The organism is Pseudomonas gessardii (genome assembly GCF_001983165.1).
GTDB lineage: Bacteria > Pseudomonadota > Gammaproteobacteria > Pseudomonadales > Pseudomonadaceae > Aquipseudomonas > Aquipseudomonas gessardii.
On sequence record NZ_MNPU01000038.1, the window covers coordinates 13,958 to 27,612 of the forward strand.

Annotated in this window: 13 protein-coding genes; 5 read left to right on the plus strand and 8 right to left on the minus strand. The window is 63.0% G+C overall.

What is annotated here, in order from left to right:
* Nucleotides 1-14: 14 nt before the first annotated feature.
* The 3 genes from iolB to BLL38_RS21750 all read right to left on the minus strand — a co-directional run bounded on the left by iolB (nucleotide 15) and on the right by BLL38_RS21750 (nucleotide 3,724).
* Nucleotides 15-809, minus strand: coding sequence for a 5-deoxy-glucuronate isomerase (iolB, locus tag BLL38_RS21740; protein ID WP_076964290.1), 795 nt, complete (start codon nucleotides 807-809; stop codon nucleotides 15-17).
* On the minus strand, nucleotides 806-1,699 hold the full coding sequence (iolE, locus tag BLL38_RS21745) for a myo-inosose-2 dehydratase (protein WP_076964291.1): 894 nt from the start codon (nucleotides 1,697-1,699) through the stop codon (nucleotides 806-808). The genes iolB and iolE overlap by 4 nt, the downstream gene beginning before the upstream one ends.
* A gap of 87 nt (nucleotides 1,700-1,786) precedes the next feature.
* Nucleotides 1,787-3,724, minus strand: coding sequence for a bifunctional 5-dehydro-2-deoxygluconokinase/5-dehydro-2-deoxyphosphogluconate aldolase (locus BLL38_RS21750; RefSeq protein WP_076964292.1), 1,938 nt, complete (start codon nucleotides 3,722-3,724; stop codon nucleotides 1,787-1,789).
* A 242-nt stretch (nucleotides 3,725-3,966) separates the two neighbouring features.
* On the opposite strand from BLL38_RS21750, the gene BLL38_RS21755 reads away from it, so the two are divergent.
* The 3 genes from BLL38_RS21755 (at nucleotide 3,967) to BLL38_RS21765 (ending at nucleotide 7,061) form a co-directional block, all read left to right on the plus strand.
* Nucleotides 3,967-4,887: a MurR/RpiR family transcriptional regulator gene (locus BLL38_RS21755; protein WP_076964293.1), complete on the plus strand. Its 921-nt coding sequence runs from the start codon at nucleotides 3,967-3,969 to the stop codon at nucleotides 4,885-4,887.
* 124 nt (nucleotides 4,888-5,011) lie between these two features.
* Nucleotides 5,012-5,695, plus strand: coding sequence for a response regulator transcription factor (locus BLL38_RS21760; RefSeq protein WP_076964327.1), 684 nt, complete (start codon nucleotides 5,012-5,014; stop codon nucleotides 5,693-5,695).
* On the plus strand, nucleotides 5,673-7,061 hold the full coding sequence (locus tag BLL38_RS21765) for a sensor histidine kinase (protein WP_076964294.1): 1,389 nt from the start codon (nucleotides 5,673-5,675) through the stop codon (nucleotides 7,059-7,061). Before BLL38_RS21760 ends, BLL38_RS21765 begins: the two co-directional genes overlap by 23 nt.
* Before the next feature lie 28 nt (nucleotides 7,062-7,089).
* Here the strand turns inward: BLL38_RS21765 and BLL38_RS21770 are convergent, their stop codons facing one another.
* Nucleotides 7,090-7,506, minus strand: a complete 417-nt coding sequence (locus BLL38_RS21770) for an SRPBCC family protein (protein ID WP_076964295.1) — start codon at nucleotides 7,504-7,506, stop codon at nucleotides 7,090-7,092.
* A gap of 239 nt (nucleotides 7,507-7,745) precedes the next feature.
* On the opposite strand from BLL38_RS21770, the gene BLL38_RS21775 reads away from it, so the two are divergent.
* Complete coding sequence (locus BLL38_RS21775) at nucleotides 7,746-8,702, plus strand: nucleoside-specific channel-forming protein Tsx (RefSeq protein WP_076964296.1); 957 nt, start codon at nucleotides 7,746-7,748, stop codon at nucleotides 8,700-8,702.
* A gap of 7 nt (nucleotides 8,703-8,709) precedes the next feature.
* Here the strand turns inward: BLL38_RS21775 and BLL38_RS21780 are convergent, their stop codons facing one another.
* A complete protein-coding gene (locus BLL38_RS21780; protein ID WP_076964297.1) occupies nucleotides 8,710-9,165 on the minus strand; it encodes a DMT family transporter in 456 nt (151 codons plus the stop codon).
* A gap of 4 nt (nucleotides 9,166-9,169) precedes the next feature.
* A complete protein-coding gene (locus BLL38_RS21785; RefSeq protein ID WP_076964298.1) occupies nucleotides 9,170-9,655 on the minus strand; it encodes a DMT family transporter in 486 nt (161 codons plus the stop codon).
* A gap of 116 nt (nucleotides 9,656-9,771) precedes the next feature.
* On the opposite strand from BLL38_RS21785, the gene BLL38_RS21790 reads away from it, so the two are divergent.
* Nucleotides 9,772-10,704: a LysR family transcriptional regulator gene (locus BLL38_RS21790; protein ID WP_076964299.1), complete on the plus strand. Its 933-nt coding sequence runs from the start codon at nucleotides 9,772-9,774 to the stop codon at nucleotides 10,702-10,704.
* 1 nt (nucleotide 10,705) lies between these two features.
* On the opposite strand, the gene BLL38_RS21795 is transcribed toward BLL38_RS21790, so the two are convergent.
* Both BLL38_RS21795 and BLL38_RS21800 read right to left on the minus strand, forming a co-directional pair.
* Nucleotides 10,706-12,025, minus strand: a complete 1,320-nt coding sequence (locus BLL38_RS21795; RefSeq protein ID WP_076964300.1) for an Nramp family divalent metal transporter — start codon at nucleotides 12,023-12,025, stop codon at nucleotides 10,706-10,708.
* Nucleotides 12,026-12,073: 48 nt separating this feature from the next.
* A complete protein-coding gene (locus BLL38_RS21800) occupies nucleotides 12,074-13,630 on the minus strand; it encodes a DUF726 domain-containing protein (RefSeq protein ID WP_076964301.1) in 1,557 nt (518 codons plus the stop codon).
* Between the last annotated feature and the right edge of the window lie 25 nt (nucleotides 13,631-13,655).

Here is a 13,655-nt window from a genome sequence, read left to right on the forward strand (position 1 = left end):
TCGGCGCCTACGGGTTAAAGGTCCAGCAGCCAACTGTGCTGCGGGTCGTTGTGAAAGTGCCAGGCGCGCTTGGGGCCGGCCATCACATTCAGGTAATACGACTCGTAGCCATACGGCACGCTGACCGGGTGATAACCCTTGGGCACCACCACCAGGTCGTGGTTTTCCACGGCCATGGCCTGGTCGATGCTGCGGTCGTCGGTGTACACCCGCTGGAACACAAAACCCTGGGGCGGGTTGACTTGGTGGTAGTAGGTTTCTTCAAGAAAGCTCTGGTGCGGCAGGTCATCGGTGTCGTGCTTGTGCGGGGGGTAGCTGGACGAATGCCCGGACGGCGTGCGCACTTCCACCACCAGCAGCGAATGGGCCGGCTCGCTGTCGGGCAGGATGTCGCACACATAGCGGGTGTTGGCGCCCTTGCCACGTACGCTGCGCTTGCAGTGCTCGGGGCGGATCAGTCGCGGTGCAAGGCCGGCGGCAGTAGAGCCCGGCGCGGCGCAGACGGCGATCTGCACATCGCCCAGGGCGGTCACCTGGGCAAGCGTGCCCGGTGGCAGGTAGGCGGCGAACGGCGATTTGTCTTCAAATACCGATTGGCGATCACCCAGGTTCTGCCACCTGAACCCTTCGCCCTCGATCGAGACCCGGCCACTGAGCAGCACCAGGCACAGCTCCTGGTCGCCGGCACTGACCGGCAGCGTTTGCCCCAGGTTCAGGCGGTAAGCGCTAAACCCCACGTATTCCAGGCCGCCTACTGGCAGCGCGACCATGGTTTGCCCACGGGGCGTGCTTTTGACCAAAAGGCTCATTGTCCGACCCTCCCGTCCAGCAGGGCGCGCAAGGTATCGAAGCCTTTTTTCGCGTAGATATAACTGGGCGCCACGGCCGGATCCTGCTCGGCCTCCACCACCAGCCAGCCACGGTAGCCGGCGCCCAGCAGCACATCCAGCAACTGGGCGAAGTCGATATCGCCGTCGCCCGGCACGGTGAAAGTGCCATTGACGATGCAGTCGGGAAAGCTCCACATCTGGTTGCGTGCCAGTTGCACCACCGGTTTGCGCACATCCTTGAAATGCACATGGCACACACGCCCCAGGTGCTTGCGCAACACCTCGACCGGCTCGCCACCGCCCATATAACAGTGCCCCGAATCAAACAGCAGGCCGACCTCCGGGCCGGTCAGGCGCATCAGGGTGTCGATATCCTCCGGGGACTCGACGTACGCACCCATATGGTGGTGGTAGGCCAGGCGCACGCCCTGGGACAGGGTAAAACGCGCAAGCTCCGTGAGTTTGTCGGCATAAGCCTGCCAGGCCTGTTCACTGTGAAAACGCGGGCGCTCGATCAGGCGGATCGGCGAGCCCTGGATCGAGTCGGCCACTTCGCCATAGACCAGCACCGTGGCGCCGTTCTCGCGCAGCAGTTGCACATGGCTGGCGATGGCGTCGATTTCCTCGGCCACCGAACGCCGGGCCAGGCGGCTGGAGTACCAGCCGGAGACCAATGCCAGGCCGTACGGGCGTAACACATCGCCCACGCCCTTGGCGTCCTTGGGGAACTTGCCGTTGAGCTCGAAACCTTCGTAGCCGATGGCCTTGCCTTCGCTGAGCGCGGTGCTCAACGGCGTTTCGCCGCCCAGGGCCGGCAGGTCGTCGTTACTCCAGGAGATGGGGTTGATGCCAATACGGATTGCGGGCATGGCTGCACCTTTTATTGTTTTAACCTTGAGGCTGCTGAAATCTGCTTGTGTGGGAGCTGGCTTGCCGGTTCCTACAGTTGAGCGTGTTTAAATTCTGGAGCTGCACCAGGCCTGGATCAGTTGCTCGAAGGTCTGCTGCACCTGCTGGATCAGGGTTTCGTCGTCGATTTCCGCCGCCATCCACGCTCGGCTCGGCTCCTGGAAGATCGTCCGGCCCACGGCAAACCCGCGGCAGGTCCGGCTCCGGCTGGCCTGCTGGAAGCCCTCGGCCAACGATTGCGCCGAGGCATTCAGGCCCAGCAATACCACGCCCCGGCAATAGGGGTCGCGCGCCTCGATCAGCTCATCGAGCTGTTGCCACTGCTCGGCACTCTGCGCTTCGATCTTCCACCACGCCGGGTAGATGCCCAGGTTGTACAGGCGCTTGAGGCTGCGATAGAGCACATCCGGGTAGGTCGAGGGGTGATCCTTGGGCGGCACCACTTCCAGCAGCAGTTCATGGCCGCTGGTTTGCGCGGCCTGATACAGGCCCTTGAGCTGCGCCTCCTGTTCCAGGCGCAGCAACGGCTCGTCATCGGGGTGAAACTGCACCAGACACTTGATGATCTGCTCCTGGGGCCAGGCGATCAGGTTGCTGCCAATCGAGCGACCGTGCTCGAACGCCAGCGGCCGCGAGCCCTGTACCTCTACCGGACGCGCGACCCACCAGCCACGGCCGGTGGCGGCATTCAGCGCATCCTGACCAAAACGCTGGTCGGCCAGAATGCCCACATCGGCCTCGACGCCCTGCTCGCGCAGCTTGCCCTCCACGCGCTCCACCGCCTGGATAAACAATTGCTTGATCGCGCAGATCCGCGCCGGATCCTGGCCGCCTTTGTGCGCCAGTTCCACCAATTGCCAGCGATGGTCGAAAGCAAACACAAACAGTTGCTTCCAGGCCTTGCGCGGCACACTGACCTGATGCAGGCGCTGCAGTACCGGGTCCTGGTCCGGCCGGGTGATCGGCACCGGGCTGCTGAACAGGTAGTCAAGCTCGGCCGGGGTCGGCATCGCCGGGGCGCAGGCATGGCGTGACACCACCAACCCGCCGCAGGCATTGGCCAGCTGGCAGCAACGCGCGTCATCGGCGTCGTTCAGCCAGCCGCTGAGAAAGCCCGCCATAAACGCATCGCCAGCCCCCAGCACGTTAAGCACTTCGACGCGCACGCCGGGGTAAATCGCCCCGTCTTCCAGGCGCGCCGGGATCGCCCCGTGAATCACCGTGCAGCCTTGCGGGCCGAGCTTGACCACCAGGGTCGCCGCCGTCAGTTGGCGCACGTTACGCAAAGCGCTGAGCAAGTCGTGGCCGGCACCGGCAATCAGGAATTCTTCCTCGGTGCCGACAATCAGGTCAAAGCGCGGCAGGATGCCTTGCAGGTGCTGGCTGACGTTCTGGTCGGCAACAAAACGGGTCTGGCCGTCAGCCTTGCCCGCCAGGCCCCAGAGCACCGGGCGGTAGTCGATATCCAGCACGCGCCGGACGCCGTGCCGCTCGGCGTAGTCCAGGGCCTGGAGGCTGGCCTGGTACACGCCGTCGGTCGAAAAATGGGTGCCGGTGATCAACAGCGCCTTGCTGCTGGCGATAAAGCTTTCGTGGATGTCCTCGGCGCGCAAGGCCATATCGGCGCAGTTTTCGCGGTAGAACACCAGGGGGAAGGTCTCGCGGTCCTTGAGGCCCAGCAGGACCGTGGCGGTCAGGCGCTGCGGGTCGAGCGTGATGCCACTGACATCACAGCCTTCGCGCACCAGGGACTCCACGAGGAAGCGCCCCATGTGATCGTCCCCGACCCGGCTCAACATCGCCGACTTGAGCCCCAGCCGCGCCGTGCCAAAGGCAATATTGGCGGAAGAACCGCCCAGGTACTTGGCGAAACTGGCGACATCTTCCAGCCGCGCCCCGACTTGCTGCGCATAAAGATCGACGCCCAGGCGCCCAAGACAAATCAGATCCAATTGACGCCCACTGGCAAAACGAGTCTGGCCCATGCTGGCTCCTGTTATTTTTATCTGCCCGCGCCTGCCGTCGTGGCGGCGACGCGCTTGGTGGATGCAGACTAGGACGTCCGGCGCCAGCAATCAATATTTATTCTATAAATATTTTATGTGGAATATATTTTCCATTAAGATATTTTTTGCCACCTTCCCTGTAGACTTGCGCCCATTGACCTATTGTCAGGGGCGACGTGCCCGTCACCTGCCCTGATAAGAACACGCCAGAAGGATTGCCTATGTCCCGCACCGATCAGCAGGCTCGCGCCGAGACCGACGTTACCGAAGCTCTCGCCAGCCCTCCGATCAATGCCGAGCGTCTGTTGCAGTTGATCACCGATGAATACGAAAGCCTGCCCCGCCAGCTCAAGCGCATCGCCAGCTACATGAGCCAGCAGAGCGATCGGATCATGGTCGATCGCATCAGCGATATCGCCCGGGAATGCGAAGTCCATCCTTCGGCCATCGTGCGGTTTTCCCAGCGCTTTGGTTTCAGCGGGTTCAGTGAGATGCAGGCGCTGTTTCGCGAGGCGTATACCCACAAGACCACGCCGGTGCAGAACTACCAGCAGCGCATCCGCAGCATGATCGCCAACAAGTCGCAGAAAGCCAGCGGCGGCGACCTGGCCCGCGAATGCGTGAATGCCACGCTGTCGGGCATCGAGCGCCTGGGCCTGGAACTGGACGACGCCGCCTTCGAGAAAGCCGTGGACCTGGTGGTCAACGCCGACAATATCTACGTGGTCGGCGTGCGCCGCTCCTTTGCGGTGGCCGACTACCTGGTCTACAACTTGCAACACACCAACAAGCGCATCCACCTGGTCTCGGGCCTGGGCGGCAGCTACCGCGAGCAGATGCGCAGCGTGCGTGCCAATGACCTGGTGATCGCCATCAGCTTCACGCCCTACGGCAAGGAAACCCAGCACTGCCTGCGCATCGCCCAGCACCACCAGGCCAAGACGCTGATCATCACCGACAGCAACCTGTCACCGCTGGCCAAGCGCGCCAACACGGTGTTGCTGGTCAATGAAGGCTCGTCGTTCGCGTTCCGCTCGCTGAGTGCCACGTTGTGTCTGTGCCAGGCGCTGTTTATTGCCGTGGCGTACCGGCTGGAATTGAAGGTCGATGAGATTCACGAACAGGTGGGGTTCGACGACTAAAAAGGCCTGCTCCCACATGTTGACCGAGGCAGCCCCAAGAATGGCCTACATGAATTTTCTTTTAGAAACCTCGCTAGCATTTCTTGGCAAAATGCCTCACTCCCGTGTAACCAGGTAGCCCCCCATGCCCCGTATTTTGACCATCGAAGACGACGCCGTGACGGCCCGCGAAATCGTCGCCGAGCTGAGCAGCCATGGACTGGAGGTGGACTGGGTCGACAACGGCCGCGAAGGCCTGACACGGGCGGTCAGTGGCGATTACGACCTGATCACCCTCGACCGTATGCTCCCGGAGCTCGATGGCCTGGCCATTGTCACCACCTTGCGCACCCTTGGCGTGTCGACGCCGATCCTGATGATCAGCGCCCTCTCCGACGTGGATGAACGGGTGCGCGGCCTGCGCGCCGGGGGCGACGATTACCTGACCAAACCCTTTGCTTCCGACGAGATGGCCGCCCGGGTCGAGGTGCTGCTGCGGCGCAACAACGCGGCCAAGGCCGCGCAAACCGCACTGCGCGTGGCCGACCTGGAACTGAACCTGATCAGCCGCGAAGCCAGCCGCGCCGACCAGCCGCTGAGCTTGCTGCCCACCGAGTACAAGCTGCTGGAGTTCTTGATGCGCAACACCGGGCAAATCCTCTCGCGGATGATGATCTTCGAGGAAGTGTGGGGTTATCACTTCGACCCGGGCACCAACCTGATCGACGTGCACATTGGCCGCCTGCGCAAGAAAATCGACCCGCCGGGCCTGACGCCGCTGATCCGCACGGTACGAGGCTCGGGCTATGTCATTGCTGAACCCGTCTAACGGCTGGCGCTCGTCCAGCAGCCGCCTGCTGGCGCTGTACAGCTCGCTGTTCGTGGCCTGGAGCTGCATCCTCATGGGGGTGCTGTATTACGAGGTCTCGGCTTACCTGGGCGACCTGTCGCGCCACTCGCTATTGCAGCGCCAGCACCTGTTCCAACACTTCGAGGGCACGCAACTGGATGAGGCCCTGGCCACCAGCATGACCTTCGATATGAAGGGTATTGATGCCTATGGCCTGTTCGACAGACAACAACGGCCCCTTAGCGGCCCGCTCCAGCAGATCCCCGCAGGCTTGCCCCTGGACGGGCGTATCCATGCCCTGGCCAACTGCATCGAATCGGATGACCCGACACTGCCCCGGGGCAGTTGCGACGCGGTGGCGACCCACACCCAGGATGGCCGCTGGCTGGTGCTGGTGCGCGACAACGGCTCGTTGCTGGGCGTGACCCGGATCATCCTGCAAGCCCTGTTCTGGGCCATTTCCCTGACCATCCTCCCCGGCGTCGCCGGCTGGCACCTGCTGCGTCGGCGCCCGCTGCGGCGGATTCGCGGGATCCAGGCCAGTGCCGAGGCCATCGTCGCCGGCGACCTGACCCACCGCCTGCCGCTGTCCAACCGCCGCGACGAACTGGACATGCTGGCGGCCATCGTCAATGCCATGCTGGAGCGCATCGAAAAACTGATGAACGAGGTCAAGGGCGTGTGCGACAACATTGCCCACGACCTGCGTACCCCCCTGACCCGCTTGCGCGCGCAGTTGTACCGGATCAAGCAACAGGCCGCTGAAGATTCGCCCCTGGCCTGGCAACTGGATGCAGTGATCAGCGAGACCGACACGCTGATGGCGCGTTTTCGTGGCTTGCTGCGCATTTCCGAACTGGAGGACCGCCAGCGGCGCGCAGGCTTCCGGGTTTTCGCCCCCCTGCCCTTGCTCCAGGAACTCCATGACGTCTACCTGCCCTTGGCGGAAGAAGGCCAGATGACGCTGCTGTTGCAAGTTCCCGCAGCCTTGCCGCCGATTACCGGCGACCGCGCGCTGCTGTTCGAGGCCCTGGCCAACCTGCTGAGCAATGCGCTCAAGTTCACCCCGCCGGGCGGCGAAGTGATTCTGCGCGGGATCGAGCAGGCTGGCAGCACGCGCATCGACGTCCTGGACTCGGGCCCGGGGATTCCAGAGGCGGAACGGGCCGCGGTGTTCCAGCGCTTTTACCGGGTCGAGGGCGGTCAGCAGCAGGGCAGCTTTGGCCTGGGCCTGTCGATTGTGGCGGCGATCATCAACCTGCATGGCTTCCGGCTGGAAGTCGGCAGCAGCGAGCGTGGGGGCGCGCGGTTGACCCTGGAGTGCCGCCCACAGCCCCCACTGTAGGAGCCGGCTTGCCGGCGATAGCGGCGGATCAGGCCGGGAAGTTTTTGCGCAGGGCCTCGACGCCGCCGGTGTAAACGCCGCTGAACAGCTCTTCCACCTCGGCATCCGTCACCCCGGCAATCGGAGTGAACACACCCGACCAGGTGACTTTGGCCGAGTGCTCACCCAGCGCTTCAACCTGCAAGGTCGCCAGATACGCACTGACCGGGAACGGCGATTCGCTGATGGTGTACGTGTAGGTGCGCGCAACGTTATCGAAGGTCTGCAAATGCTCGACCACCACCGCGCCATCCACGGTTTGCAGGTGACGCACACGCCCGCCTTCGCCCGGCTCGCTCTTGGCAATCAGCGGCAGCCAATCGGGCAACGAGTTGAACCCGCCGACCCGTTGCCAGACTTGATCGGCCGAGACCGGGATTTCAATGACAGCAGATGCTTTGGCCACAAACAGACTCCACAACGATTGGAAAAGGTAGGTCAGCTTACGCCGGCGGCAAGGTGAGCAGAGTTACCTTCTGATCAAAAGATCGGAAATTTCCCACTTTCCCCAGGCTCGTCAAGCGTTTGACCAAAGTTGGTACAGCTTATGCAAACGTTTGCGTCACGAACTTGGCCACCGATTGCCTGCATGTTCGTCCGTCTCCGGGCCACCGGCTCAACACCGCACACGAACAAGGATTTTCCATGCCATTGACCTCCAGGCGCCCCACCCCGCTGACCACCTTGGGTGTTTCCTTAATGCTGGCTGCCGTTACGGGAGTACTCAGTACTCCCACCCGGGCCGAGAAAAAACCGCTTGATGAATCAGCCCAGGGCGAGGCCCTGAGCGCCGAAGCCAGCCCGGCGAAAAAGGGCGTGTACCTGTCGGACTGGTTCAACCAGGACCTGACGATCATTGGCAGCAAAGACATCAGCTTCGGGCCCAGGCCGACCGATGATATCTATCTGGAATACGAGTATTTCGGCCGTAAAGGCCCATTCGAGCTATATGGCTATATCGACGTGCCGAAGATCTTCGGCATCGGCAACAGCAACGACAAGGGCGTGTGGGACCGCGGCTCACCGGTGTTCATGGAACATGAGCCACGGATCTCCATCGACTACCTGGCCGGACGCAGCCTGGCGGTTGGGCCGTTCAAGGAATGGTATGTGGCCTTCGACTGGATCTACGACCATGGCAGCAACAGCGCCAACCGGGCCAATACCTTGTACAGCGGCCTGGGCACAGATATCGACACCCGCTCGCGGGTCATTCTGTCGGCCAACTTCTATGGGCGATACCAGTGGGAAAACTACGGCGCGAGCAACGAATACTCCTGGGACGGCTACCGTGCACAGATGAAATACATCGTGCCCCTTGGCCAGTTCGACAATGGTGCATCGCTGACCTACATCGGCTTTACCAACTATGACTTTGGCTCGGACCTGCACAAGGACAACCCGGCACGCACCGCCAACTCCCTGGTGGCCACCAACGTCTTGCTGTATGCCTTTACCCACCTGCGCTTCACCCTGGTGGGGCGTTACTTCCACAACGGTGGTAACTGGCAGGACGGCAGTGAACTGAACTTCGGCGATGGCAACTTCCGTGCCCGGTCCAATGGCTGGGGTTATTACGCGGGCGTGGGGTATCAGTTCTAGCCCGTGCTCAATCCGCCTGGCGCGTGCTGCTGCGATACATGAACACCAGCGCCAACGCCAGGCACAGCATCGCCAACACCCGGCTGCCGGACAGTTCGATGGCCGTGTTGCCCAGCCAGCCGAAGCTGTCGATCAACAGGCCCATGGCCAATTGGCCGACGATCACCGCCACCGTCGCTACCGCCGTGCCCACGATGGGCACGGCACCGACCATCACTAGCATGTAGACCACGCCGAACAATGCCCCGGTCAGTTGCCACTTGGGCACCTCAAGCAGGCTCACGGCCTGGGCCGGCTCGAAAAACAGAATCAGCAGGCCGGTCACCAGCATGCCCACCACGAACGTGACCAGGCTGCTGCGCAGCACCCCCACGGTTTGCCCCAGGCGCCCATTGATTGCCGCTTGCACACTCAACACCGCACCGGCGGCAACCACCAGCACCAACAATAGAATCAGATTCATCGCCTTAACCCCGCGCAATCAGAACAAGAGCCACCCCAATCAACAGCAGCGCAAGCCAGCGTTCGCCATTGACCCGCTTGCGGGGGCTGCCGAACCAGCCGAAATGGTCAATCAGCACGCTCTTGCCCACTTGCCCGGAAAGGATCGCGATCATGGTCATGGCAATGCCGATCCGGGGCGTGGCCAGGATCAGCACCACCACATACGTGGGGCCCAGGAAACCGCCGATCAGTTGCCAGCGCGGCAGTGCGTTGAGGGCCGGGCCTTTTTGCGGGCCGCTGAACAGCAGCAACAGCAGCAGGATGGGCGTACCCACCCCAAAGATGCTCAAGGTGGCCCATAAATGCCCCACCTGGGCCCCCAGCGGCCCCAACAGGCCAGCCTCCACCGACAGGCCCATGCCGGCCAGGATCACCAGCGGCAACAGCAGCAGCCCCAACCGGTTCTGCGGGCGGGCCTGGGCCGCGCGTTCAAGAGAAGAAGTTTGCATACATCACCTACACGTCAGAGAAGCACAATGACGCGCATTATCCGGTGACAAATCTGTGCGATAAATGGGAGCATGCCGACAACACTTTTGCGTATTACGCACAGCACGGAGCGGTCATGCAGGGCTTCAACGAGTTGAGTTTCAAGGCGCTACGCCTGTTTGTCGCGGTGCTGGACCACGGCAGCTTCTCCGAAGTCGCACGCCGCGAAGGCCTGGCGCCCTCTTCCATTTCCCGACAGATCCAATTGATGGAACAGGCCCTGAGCCAGCAATTGCTCTATCGGCATACCCGGGCGATCAGCCCCACAGAAGCCGGGCGTTTGCTCGGGCATCATGCGCGCCTGATGCTGCAACAGCTGGAAGAAGCCGGGCAGGCCCTGCAAGAACAGGAAAGCGAGCCCAGCGGCCTGGTGCGCATCAATGCGCCCATGGTGTTCGGCCAGCGGCACCTGTCGCCCTGGGTGGCCGAGTTGTGCCAGCGTTATCCCAGGCTGCAACTGGATATCCAGCAGACCGACACCTACATCGACCCCCTGCAAGAAGGCGCCGACCTGTTGTTCCGTATCGGTGTGCTCAACGATTCCGGGATGCAGGCGCGTATTTTCGCGCCCCAGCGCTACCGGATCGCCGCCAGCCCCGACTACCTGGCGCGCTTCGGCACGCCGCGCCATCCCGATGAACTGCGCCATCACCAATGCCTGGCGTACAAGGGGGTGAATGGCCAGCAACGCTGGTACTTCCGTCGCGAACCAGGCGACTGGACGCCCTACTCGGTCAAGGGCCCGCTCACCGGCAACCACGCCGACACCCTGGCGCGCGCCGCCGAACAAGGCCTGGGACTGGTGGTGTTCCCCTCCTGGCTGATCGGCGACAGCCTGCGCGCCGGGCGCCTGCAGGCGGTGCTGACCGACTATGAAGTGGCCACCACCCTGGAGCCGCAGCAGATTGCCGCGTTATGGCCCGGCAGCCGGCGCTTGTCGGTGAAGGTGCGCACGGTCATCGACTTTTTTGTCGAACGCTTCGGCAGCGTGCCCTACTGGGACCGCTGACTCAAAACAGCCACTGGCCGATCAACCAGGCATTGGCGCCGCTGATCACCGTAAACAGGCTCCAGGCCAGGATCCTGGTGGGCAGGCGATTGACGAACGGCCCCATCAGTTGCTGATCGCCGGTCATGCGGATCAGCGGGTACAGGGCAAAGGGCAACTGCAGGCTAAGCACCACCTGGCTGAGGATCAGCAGCTTGCCAATGGCATCATCTCCCATCAACCACACCCCGAGGAACGCCGGGATCAGCGCCAGGCCACGGGTGATCAGGCGGCGTTGCCAGCAGGGAAGGCGCAGGTTGAGGTAGCCCTCCATGATCACCTGGCCGGCGATGGTGCCGGTGAAGGTCGAGCTTTGCCCGGACGCCAGCAAGGCAATGCCGAACAGGATACTGGCGAAGGCGCCGCCCACCAGCGGGTCCAGCAGGTGGTAGGCGTCCTGGATTTCCACGACCTCGCTATGCCCGGTCTGGTGGAATGCCGCAGCGGCCAGCACCAGGATCGCCGAGTTGACCAGCAAGGCCAGGGCCAGGGAGCCGATGGTGTCGATACGCGCCAGCCTGACCGCGTCCTGGCGGCTGGCCAGGTCCTTGCCAAACAGGCGGGTCTGCACGATGGACGTGTGCAGGTACAGGTTATGGGGCATCACGGTGGCCCCGAGGATGCCGATGGCCAGGTACAGCGGCGCGGCGTCGCTGATCGCCGAGAGAGATGGCGTGAAACCACGCAAAACGTCCGGCCAATAAGGTTTGATCAACACCAGTTCGACAAAGAAACACACCCCGATGGTCGCCACCAACGCCAGCATGATAGCTTCCAGGCGCCGGAAGCCACGGTTTTGCAGGGCCAGGATCAGCAGTGTGTCAAACGCGGTGATGACAATGCCGGTGGTCAGCGATACCCCCAGCAACAGGTGGAACGCCAGGGCACAGCCGAGCACTTCGGCCAGGTCGGTGGCGATGATCGAGATTTCCGCCAAGACCCATTGCGTGCGCGCTGAACGCCGGCTGTAGCGTTCGCGGCACAGCTGCGCCAGGTCCTTGCCGGTGGCAATGCCCAGCCGCGAACACAGGCACTGCACCGCCATCCCCGCCAGGCTGGCGAGCAACACCACGAACAACAGGTTGTAGCCATAGCGCGACCCGGCCTCGATGGCCGTGGCCCAGTTGCCGGGGTCCATGTAGCCGATGGAAATCAGCAGGCCGGGGCCGGCAAACTGCAGCACCCGTTTGAAAAATGGCGCACGGGGATCGACGGGGATGGTGCCCGCCACTTCCGGTGGGCAGAACGGTGCGGTGGCAGTTTTCGGCAGGCTGAATTTCACACGGGGTACCAGGCAGGCAGACAAGACAAGACAAGACAAGCCCGCAGCTTAGCAGTCCGGCGAGACCGTGCGCATCAGCGTTTCCCGGGGTAGATCAAGCTTCTCGACCACCTGCACCACCAGGTCCATTTCTTGATTAAGCGCCTCGCGCTCCATGCGCTGGCGAATCACCCCCAGCACCAGCACCGCCAGGGTCGTGATGGAGTACGCCGGCCCGGAAAACGCCCGCACCCCGCTCACCAGCAGCATGGCCGCCGCCAACGCCTGCCCCACCACCGGAATCGCCGTGGCCGCCCCGCGCCGCAGGATAAACCCGGTCAACCCGGCCAGCGCCGTACCGCTCAAGGCGGTAGTGGCCGAACGGCCGACATCGAAACGGTGGAAAAACCCCTGTTCCTTTTGCGCTGCGGCCCGGAGCTCGGCCTCGAACACCTGGCGGTCGGCCAGGCTGAGCTTGTCCTTGTACTGCTCGATCAGGGTCTCGGCAACCCGCTCCTCCAGGCTCACCAGGGCCACGCTGTCGATGGGCTGGTCAAACTTGATGCCGACGCGCAAGGCCACGTCCTGGGCCAATTGGCGGTAACTCACACCGTGCCCACGGGCCAGGTTCATAAAGCTGTCACCGCCCATGCGCTGCAACTCGATAGCCAGTTTCAGTGGGTCGCGCACCTCGCCATCGATGGCCGCACTGTGCTTGGCAGCCATCAGCTCGGCGAGAAACTGCAACTCTGGCGCCCGTGCCTGGAGCAGCACCGGGAACAGGTCCGCATCCTCTTGGGCAAAGCGCACCTCGGCACTGCGCGGGTCCACACGGATCATGCCCCGGCGCTCGTGCAGCAAGTCGGTGTACTGCACCACCATCTTCAACTGCGGCCAGTAGGCCGCGTGGTCGAAGGTGACCAGGTGCACATTGGTCACTTTGCCCTTGAGGGATGGGGTCAGGGGAATGGCATAGCGGCCGATGCAGCGCTCGGCATCCGGCTTGAGCGCCAGGGCCCAGTCCTTGCTGGAATGGCAATTGATCACCCGCCCCTTGAGCGGCGCCGCCACCTGCTCCCAGGGGCTGGATGTGCATATCGCGCCGCCCATCAACAACAGGTGGTTGAGGGGCAGTTCCCGGGCCAGTTCCGGGCTGGCCAGCAGGCTCTTGACCAGCAGGCGAGCGCCCAGGGAATGGCCGACCAGGTTGATCTGGCGCACCTCGATCGATTCGCGGTGCAGGTAGTTGGCCAGTTCCGCCAACAGTGTCCTGGCCACCTCGTCGACCCGGGCCTCGACACTTTTGTAGTGATCAAGAAAATAGCCCACCGCCTTGCCCAGGCCCACGGTCGCCGCGCCCAGGGTGCCGCCGCCGAGCATCGAGGCGATGATGTCCTTGAAGGGGGCGAACAGGTTTTCCAGGAAATGCCCGGCCGGCCAGAACAACATCAGGTTGGTCGAACCTTCGATATCCGCCAGTTGCGCCTGGAAACTGGCCAGTTGCTGCGGGTTGAAAAACGCAGAATAGCCATGGACATAGAGATTGAGCACCTGCCCCTGGGGCTCGCCGCACAGCACGAACGTGGGCTTGCGGGTGCGGTGCATTTCATCCCACTGGTGTTGCATGAGGCGCTGGCTCCTGGTGAAAACG

Excerpts from the sequence above, each read along its gene's own strand:
- iolB (WP_076964290.1), bottom strand. The coding sequence starts at position 809 with ATGAGCCTTTTGGTCAAAAGCACGCCCCGTGGGCAAACCATGGTCGCG.
- iolE (WP_076964291.1), bottom strand. The coding sequence starts at position 1,699 with ATGCCCGCAATCCGTATTGGCATCAACCCCATCTCCTGGAGTAACGAC.
- BLL38_RS21750 (WP_076964292.1), bottom strand. The coding sequence starts at position 3,724 with ATGGGCCAGACTCGTTTTGCCAGTGGGCGTCAATTGGATCTGATTTGT.
- BLL38_RS21755 (WP_076964293.1), top strand. The coding sequence starts at position 3,967 with ATGTCCCGCACCGATCAGCAGGCTCGCGCCGAGACCGACGTTACCGAA.
- BLL38_RS21760 (WP_076964327.1), top strand. The coding sequence starts at position 5,012 with ATGCCCCGTATTTTGACCATCGAAGACGACGCCGTGACGGCCCGCGAA.
- BLL38_RS21765 (WP_076964294.1), top strand. The coding sequence starts at position 5,673 with ATGTCATTGCTGAACCCGTCTAACGGCTGGCGCTCGTCCAGCAGCCGC.
- BLL38_RS21775 (WP_076964296.1), top strand. The coding sequence starts at position 7,746 with ATGCCATTGACCTCCAGGCGCCCCACCCCGCTGACCACCTTGGGTGTT.
- BLL38_RS21780 (WP_076964297.1), bottom strand. The coding sequence starts at position 9,165 with ATGAATCTGATTCTATTGTTGGTGCTGGTGGTTGCCGCCGGTGCGGTG.
- BLL38_RS21785 (WP_076964298.1), bottom strand. The coding sequence starts at position 9,655 with ATGCAAACTTCTTCTCTTGAACGCGCGGCCCAGGCCCGCCCGCAGAAC.
- BLL38_RS21790 (WP_076964299.1), top strand. The coding sequence starts at position 9,772 with ATGCAGGGCTTCAACGAGTTGAGTTTCAAGGCGCTACGCCTGTTTGTC.
- BLL38_RS21800 (WP_076964301.1), bottom strand. The coding sequence starts at position 13,630 with ATGCAACACCAGTGGGATGAAATGCACCGCACCCGCAAGCCCACGTTC.